The 5,914-nt window shown below is 41.6% G+C and carries 5 protein-coding genes; 2 read left to right on the forward strand and 3 right to left on the reverse strand.

The features are described 5' to 3' along the window. Positions 1–64: 64 nt before the first annotated feature. Together ACIR131C_RS0113635 and btpA are read right to left on the reverse strand one after the other, a co-directional pair. Positions 65–1,054, reverse strand: a complete 990-nt coding sequence (locus ACIR131C_RS0113635; RefSeq protein WP_028084468.1) for a vitamin K epoxide reductase family protein — start codon at positions 1,052–1,054, stop codon at positions 65–67. Between the two features lie 72 nt (positions 1,055–1,126). Further along, on the reverse strand, positions 1,127–1,939 hold the full coding sequence (gene btpA, locus ACIR131C_RS0113640) for a photosystem I biogenesis protein BtpA (protein WP_028090651.1): 813 nt from the start codon (positions 1,937–1,939) through the stop codon (positions 1,127–1,129). Positions 1,940–2,633: 694 nt separating this feature from the next. Between btpA and rimO the strand changes: the two genes are divergently transcribed. Both rimO and ACIR131C_RS0113650 read left to right on the forward strand, forming a co-directional pair. Beyond that, entirely contained in the window at positions 2,634–3,989 is a 1,356-nt protein-coding gene (rimO, locus tag ACIR131C_RS0113645; protein ID WP_028090652.1) for a 30S ribosomal protein S12 methylthiotransferase RimO, read from the forward strand. Between the two features lie 65 nt (positions 3,990–4,054). Then, entirely contained in the window at positions 4,055–5,644 is a 1,590-nt protein-coding gene (locus tag ACIR131C_RS0113650) for a DEAD/DEAH box helicase (RefSeq protein ID WP_028090653.1), read from the forward strand. On the opposite strand, the gene ACIR131C_RS26810 is transcribed toward ACIR131C_RS0113650, so the two are convergent. Then, positions 5,604–5,914, reverse strand: a 311-nt coding sequence (locus ACIR131C_RS26810) for a hypothetical protein (RefSeq protein ID WP_231395462.1), incomplete at its 5' end; no start/stop codon positions are given. The two genes, ACIR131C_RS0113650 and ACIR131C_RS26810, sit on opposite strands and share 41 nt — an antisense overlap.

Below are 5,914 nucleotides of genomic sequence, written 5' to 3' on the forward strand. Positions count from 1 at the left end.
ACTGTTCTTGTTACCTATTCCCCATGGACAATTGCCAATGTTCAATGCCCAATAAATAGTTGCATTAGCGAAAATATTTAAAGTTTTTCGGACCTGTATAACCTGTGATATTTGCTAATTCCTCTAGATTTTGTACTCCACCATAGCTTTTACCATTAATAATCCAAGTTGGGAAACTTTCAATTTTTGCGGCTTTACATAATTCTGGTTTTCCTTTGGGACTATCGCTGGCGCACTCTACCTTAGAATTATCATTAATGATTTGATAAGCTTCTTTCCCGAAAAGTAGCTTTTGTTCGTGACAGTGGGGACACCAATAGGCTACATATTCCTTAGCACCAGATTTAACCAGATGTTGGGCTAGGGCTATTTCGGCTTCTCCAGATTTAGTGGTAATTTCCCAGCCAAATTGAGGATTTGGTTGTTCTTTAGGCGTAAAGGTAATTGCTGTAGGTTTACCATCAGTTGATTCAGTAATACTACCTGATGGATTTATTTGAGAATAAATTCCTAAAGTTCCAATTAGCGTCACCATTGCCACAATCACAGCCGTAAATAAAAGTTGTCCGATGTCTTCCCAGTCTCTACCCATGACGGTTAACACTAACATAGTTAATGCAAACAAGGCAGAAGCAATACAGTAAAGACAAATAGCTTTGAGTTCAAATGCTAGTACATACATTAAGTATCCACTAAAAACAGACATAGAGATCGCTCCTATAAACAGCAACCACCAAGTCACATTTTCTAGTTGTTTCCGACTTTTGTTATTTTCCCCTGAGTTCAATGCCAAAGGAGCTAAAGCGAATATGAACATCCCAATGTATGCCAATAAACCAAATATAGGTAATGGTTGACCCAAAACCGTAGCCCAAGGACTAGAGAGGACATCTACACAACCCTTAACATTTTCTAGTGTAGTGCAAACCGGGGCGCTGCCGTTGAGCTTTTCAAAAGTGAGATAACCTGTATTCAGGATACCAAAACCGGAGATCGCTCCAATGGCTGGACGCGACCATTTATAAATACTAGGAGTAGAGCGACGACGAATCATAATATTAGTGATTGGTAATTGGTAATTAGTTTAGAAATCTTCTAATCATCTAAATCAAGCAAATCAAAAGCATCATAGTTCAGACAATAGAGGTCTGCGGGCGGCTTCCACAAATTGACTGACACGAATGGGGTCTATGGGTTGCTGAATTTGACCATGACGTTTGAGAGAACTAGAAACAATCACCCCATCTGCTGCTTGTAGGAGAGTGCTAACATTTTCCCAACTTGCGCCACTACCAATAAAAACGGGAGTTCCAGCAGCCGCAGCACTAGCTAGTTCTAAATCTTCTTGATCAGGAGGACTACCAGTAGCCCAACCAGATAAAATTACCGCATCAGCCAAACCCCTTTCAATAGTATCTTTTACCGCAACCGTCAGATGAGGAGAACTCAACGGACGGGCGTGTTTTACTAAAACATCAGCAAAAATTTTCACGTCAGATCCTAATTCTCGACGATACCGTAGTAATTGATGGGCTTCCCCTTCAATTAATCCTTGATCAGTTGCCATTACACCTGTAAGAACATTAATGCGAACAAATTTTGCATTAACACAACTAGCAACAGCGATCGCACTTCTGCCATCATTGCGTAACACATTTAATCCCACAGGCACAGTAACCAAGTTCTGTATACGTTGTACAACCACAGTCATGGCACTGACAACAGCCGGGTCAACTTGATTTTTGGTAAATGGGGCATCAAAAAAATTCTCAACAATAATCCCATCAACCCCTCCACTAGCAAGGGCTGTGGCTTCTTGTTCAGCGCGGTCAATCACTGCTTTGAGACTACCTCCCCAACGGGCTGAAGTAGGTAAGGGTAGCAAATGCACTACGCCAATAATTGGGGTTCGGGTTTTAAATAACTGATATAAGTCCACGTTTTTAATTTACTTCGCACATTCTCAAACTCTTACTCTTTGCGCCTTGGCGCGAAACATAATTCATACCGACATTATGCAACATCAGTTTTTCTGTTCCCTGTTGCCTGCTATAGTATGTAAGTCCTAAGCTGTTTTTTCATGGTCAGGTTGCAACCTCCTCCTCAAGATGGAAATTAAGTTTCAACCTTCCCTAAGATATGTTAAGATAAAATCTGATAGAAGAGAAGTTTGCCACTCACAAGATGCAAGGCAGCTTCCCGTCATTTGATTGTAAATGCCGGAGTAGCATTACTGCTTGATGGGCGTGGTCGCCAGTGCGATTTCCCGGTTGGGTAGCGGCTTCTCAAAACAGACCTCTAGGTCGGCTTCCCAATGGGTAAATTAACAAAGCCCACGCTGCGGTAATTTAAAATACCAATAAGCGAATTGTTAAAAAATATTACGAGTGTCAGACTTACCCAAAGATGCTCAAGATTACCCTGGGAAACAAATTAGTAGAAGGATCATGACACCGCCTCTATATGTAAAATAGAAGAGGTTGGGGGATTGTATTTACTAATTAAAGTAGCTAATTATACAGGTAAAATCTGGTAATTAGTAACGGGTAGTTGGGTAGGAGTTATTTATCTATATATCCCGACCCAATTTGAACGTTAATTAGCAAAGAAAAACGGAACATTTATTGAACATGATGGGTGAAAAGCCAACAGTTGCCATTTCTCACCTGGGCTGCGAGAAAAATCGCATTGATACAGAACATATGTTAGGGCTGCTAGTAAACGCAGGCTATAGTGTAGATAGCAACGAAGAATTAGCAGATTACGTAATTGTTAATACCTGTAGTTTTATTGAAGCAGCACGACAGGAATCAGTAAAAACCCTAGTAGAACTAGCGGAGGCTAATAAGAAAATCGTCATTACAGGCTGCATGGCCCAACACTTTCAAGAACAATTATTGGAAGAATTGCCAGAAGCGGTGGCGGTAGTGGGAACAGGAGATTATCACAAAATAGTGGATGTGATCGAGCGAGTAGAACAAGGGGAGAGAGTTAAAGAAATTACCGCCGAACCGAATTATATCGCTGATGAAACCACACCGCGTTATCGGACAACAACCGAAGGAGTAGCTTACCTGCGAGTGGCCGAAGGCTGTGATTATCGGTGTGCATTTTGTATTATTCCCCATTTGCGAGGGAATCAGCGATCGCGTACCATTGAATCAATAGTAGCCGAAGCCCAACAACTGGCAGATCAAGGTGTCAAAGAAATAATTCTCATTTCTCAAATCACCACCAATTACGGCCTAGATATTTACGGAAAACCCAAATTAGCCGAATTGCTGCGGGCTTTAGGGAAAGTAGATATACCTTGGGTGAGAATGCACTACGCCTATCCCACCGGATTAACACCAGATGTGATGGCGGCCATCCAAGAAACCCCCAACTGTTTACCATATTTAGATTTACCCCTGCAACATTCTCACCCAGAAATTCTCCGGGCGATGAATCGTCCTTGGCAAGGACAGATCAATGATGAGATTATGGAAAGGATTAAAATTTCCCTACCATCAGCAGTGCTAAGAACCACATTTATAGTTGGTTTTCCGGGAGAAACCCAGGAGCATTTTCAACATTTATTAGAGTTTACACAACGACATAAATTTGATCATGTTGGTGTCTTTACTTTTTCACCAGAAGAAGGGACTCCAGCCTACAATCTACCTCATCAAATTCCAGCAGAAATAATGGCAGCACGCCGTGATCAACTAATGGCATTACAACAGCCAATTTCTTTGCAGAAAAATCAACAGGAAATCGGCAAAATTGTTGATGTCCTCATTGAGCAAGAAAATCCCGAAACGGGCGAACTAATTGGTCGTTCTGGTAGATTTTCTCCCGAAGTTGATGGTCAAGTCTATGTGAAAGGAGAGGCTAGGCTAGGAACTATCGTCAAAGTAGCGATTCAAAGCGCCGATGCCTATGACCTTTATGGTCAAGTTGTCAATAGCGATAGATTATTATCTCGTTCTCTATCTACTGTTGCATAAGACTTAATTTACAAATAAGTATCGGTTTACAAATCAAAAATTCACAATAAAATCTAGGAGAGTTAATGAACTTATCATTTCAAGAATTAGGCATTTCCCAAGAACGTGCTGAACTGTTAGAAAACATTGGTTTTTCTGCACCTACTAATATCCAAACCCAAGCAATTCCTCAATTATTAAATGGTCGGGATGTAGTCGGTCAATCTCAAACAGGAACAGGTAAAACCGCAGCTTTCTCCTTACCAATTTTAGAACGGTTAGATCCTGATCAAAAAGCTGTACAAGCAATAGTTTTAACTCCAACTCGTGAGTTAGCAATTCAAGTTCATGCGGCTATTTCCCAATTTATTGGTAATAGTTATTTGAAAGCAGCAGCCATTTATGGTGGTCAATCAATTGACCGACAAATTATGCAACTCAGACGGGGGGCGCAAATCGTTGTCGGTACACCAGGACGGGTGATAGATTTATTAGATCGTGGTAGCTTGAAGTTAGATCAAGTACGGTGGTTTGTGTTAGATGAAGCTGATGAAATGTTAAGCATGGGCTTCATTGATGATGTGGAAAGAATTCTTTCCCAAGCACCAGAAGAAAGACAAACAGCCTTATTTTCTGCAACAATGCCACCATCAATTCGGATGTTGGTAAATAAATTTTTGAACTCACCGGTAACTGTCACCGTTGAACAACCCAAAGCCGCACCAAATAAGATTAATCAAGTAGCTTACATTATTCCCCGTCACTGGACAAAAGCCAAGGCTTTACAACCAATTCTGGAAATGGAAGACCCAGAAACAGCTTTAATCTTTGTTCGCACCCGGCGCACAGCCGCAGAATTAACCAGTCAGTTGCAATCTGCTGGTCATAGTGTCGATGAATATCATGGTGATTTGTCCCAACAAGCGCGGGAACGTCTATTAATTCGCTTCCGTAACCGTCAAGTGCGTTGGGTAGTAGCTACTGATATTGCAGCTAGGGGTTTAGATGTTGATCAACTTTCTCATGTGATTAACTTTGATTTACCTGATAGTGTGGAAACCTATGTTCACCGCATTGGTCGTACGGGTCGCGCTGGAAAAGAAGGAACAGCCATTTCTTTGGTTCAGGCTTTTGAACGCCGTAAACAACAGGCTTTTGAACGCCATAACCGCCAAACTTGGCAAATTCTGTCTATTCCTACTAAAGCGCAGATTGAAGCCCAGCATATTCAGAAGTTAAGAGGACAAGTAGCTGAAGCTTTAACAGGTGAACGGTTAGCTTCATTCTTGCCCATTATCAGCGAAATGATTGCAGAATATGATACTCATGCGATCGCTGCGGCTGCTTTACAAATCGCTTATGATCAAACCCGTCCCGCTTGGCTGCTCTCAGGAGTGGATTTACCTGTAGAAGAAAGCCCAACTCCCAAACCCAGAATTAACAAACGCCGGATAGATGTTGGTGATGGTTCAGAACGGGAAAGCGAACGTGGTGGTGGCTTACGTGGTTCTGGAGGCGGCAGAGGCCGTTCTTCTTGGTCAAAAGAAGGTAAAGGTAACGATGAAAGACGTAGTAACGGTGGCGGTAGTCCTAAACCCAAGTTAAGAACAGCCCACGGTGAAGTTTCTCCTACTCCTAGCAATCACAAATTAAGTTCACATTCTGGTAGAGAATAGTTAAGGAAAGTAGCGGTAATTCCTGAATTACCGCTACATAACCATGAAGTTCAAAGCCATTTTTGTGACAAAAGGAAACAAAAGTACAAATCTTGGTTTTGTGGTGGTATTGTTGAGTATTAGTGTGAGTAAGTTTCGGAATCAGGCATTGCTGAATTAGGGTATGATAAAGGAAAGGTGCGATCGCTAAACAGGATAATAATTCCTGGCGTTGCTGAATTGAGGTATGAAATTGGAAAATCAAAAAAATGAAACTTTTACTCTCTGCGC

The organism is Dolichospermum circinale AWQC131C (genome assembly GCF_000426905.1).
Taxonomy (GTDB): Bacteria; Cyanobacteriota; Cyanobacteriia; order Cyanobacteriales; family Nostocaceae; genus Dolichospermum; species Dolichospermum circinale.

Coding starts and splice junctions, on each gene's coding strand:
- ACIR131C_RS0113650 (WP_028090653.1), top strand. CDS start 4,055: ATGAACTTATCATTTCAAGAATTAGGCATTTCCCAAGAACGTGCTGAA.
- rimO (WP_028090652.1), top strand. CDS start 2,634: ATGGGTGAAAAGCCAACAGTTGCCATTTCTCACCTGGGCTGCGAGAAA.
- ACIR131C_RS0113635 (WP_028084468.1), bottom strand. CDS start 1,054: ATGATTCGTCGTCGCTCTACTCCTAGTATTTATAAATGGTCGCGTCCA.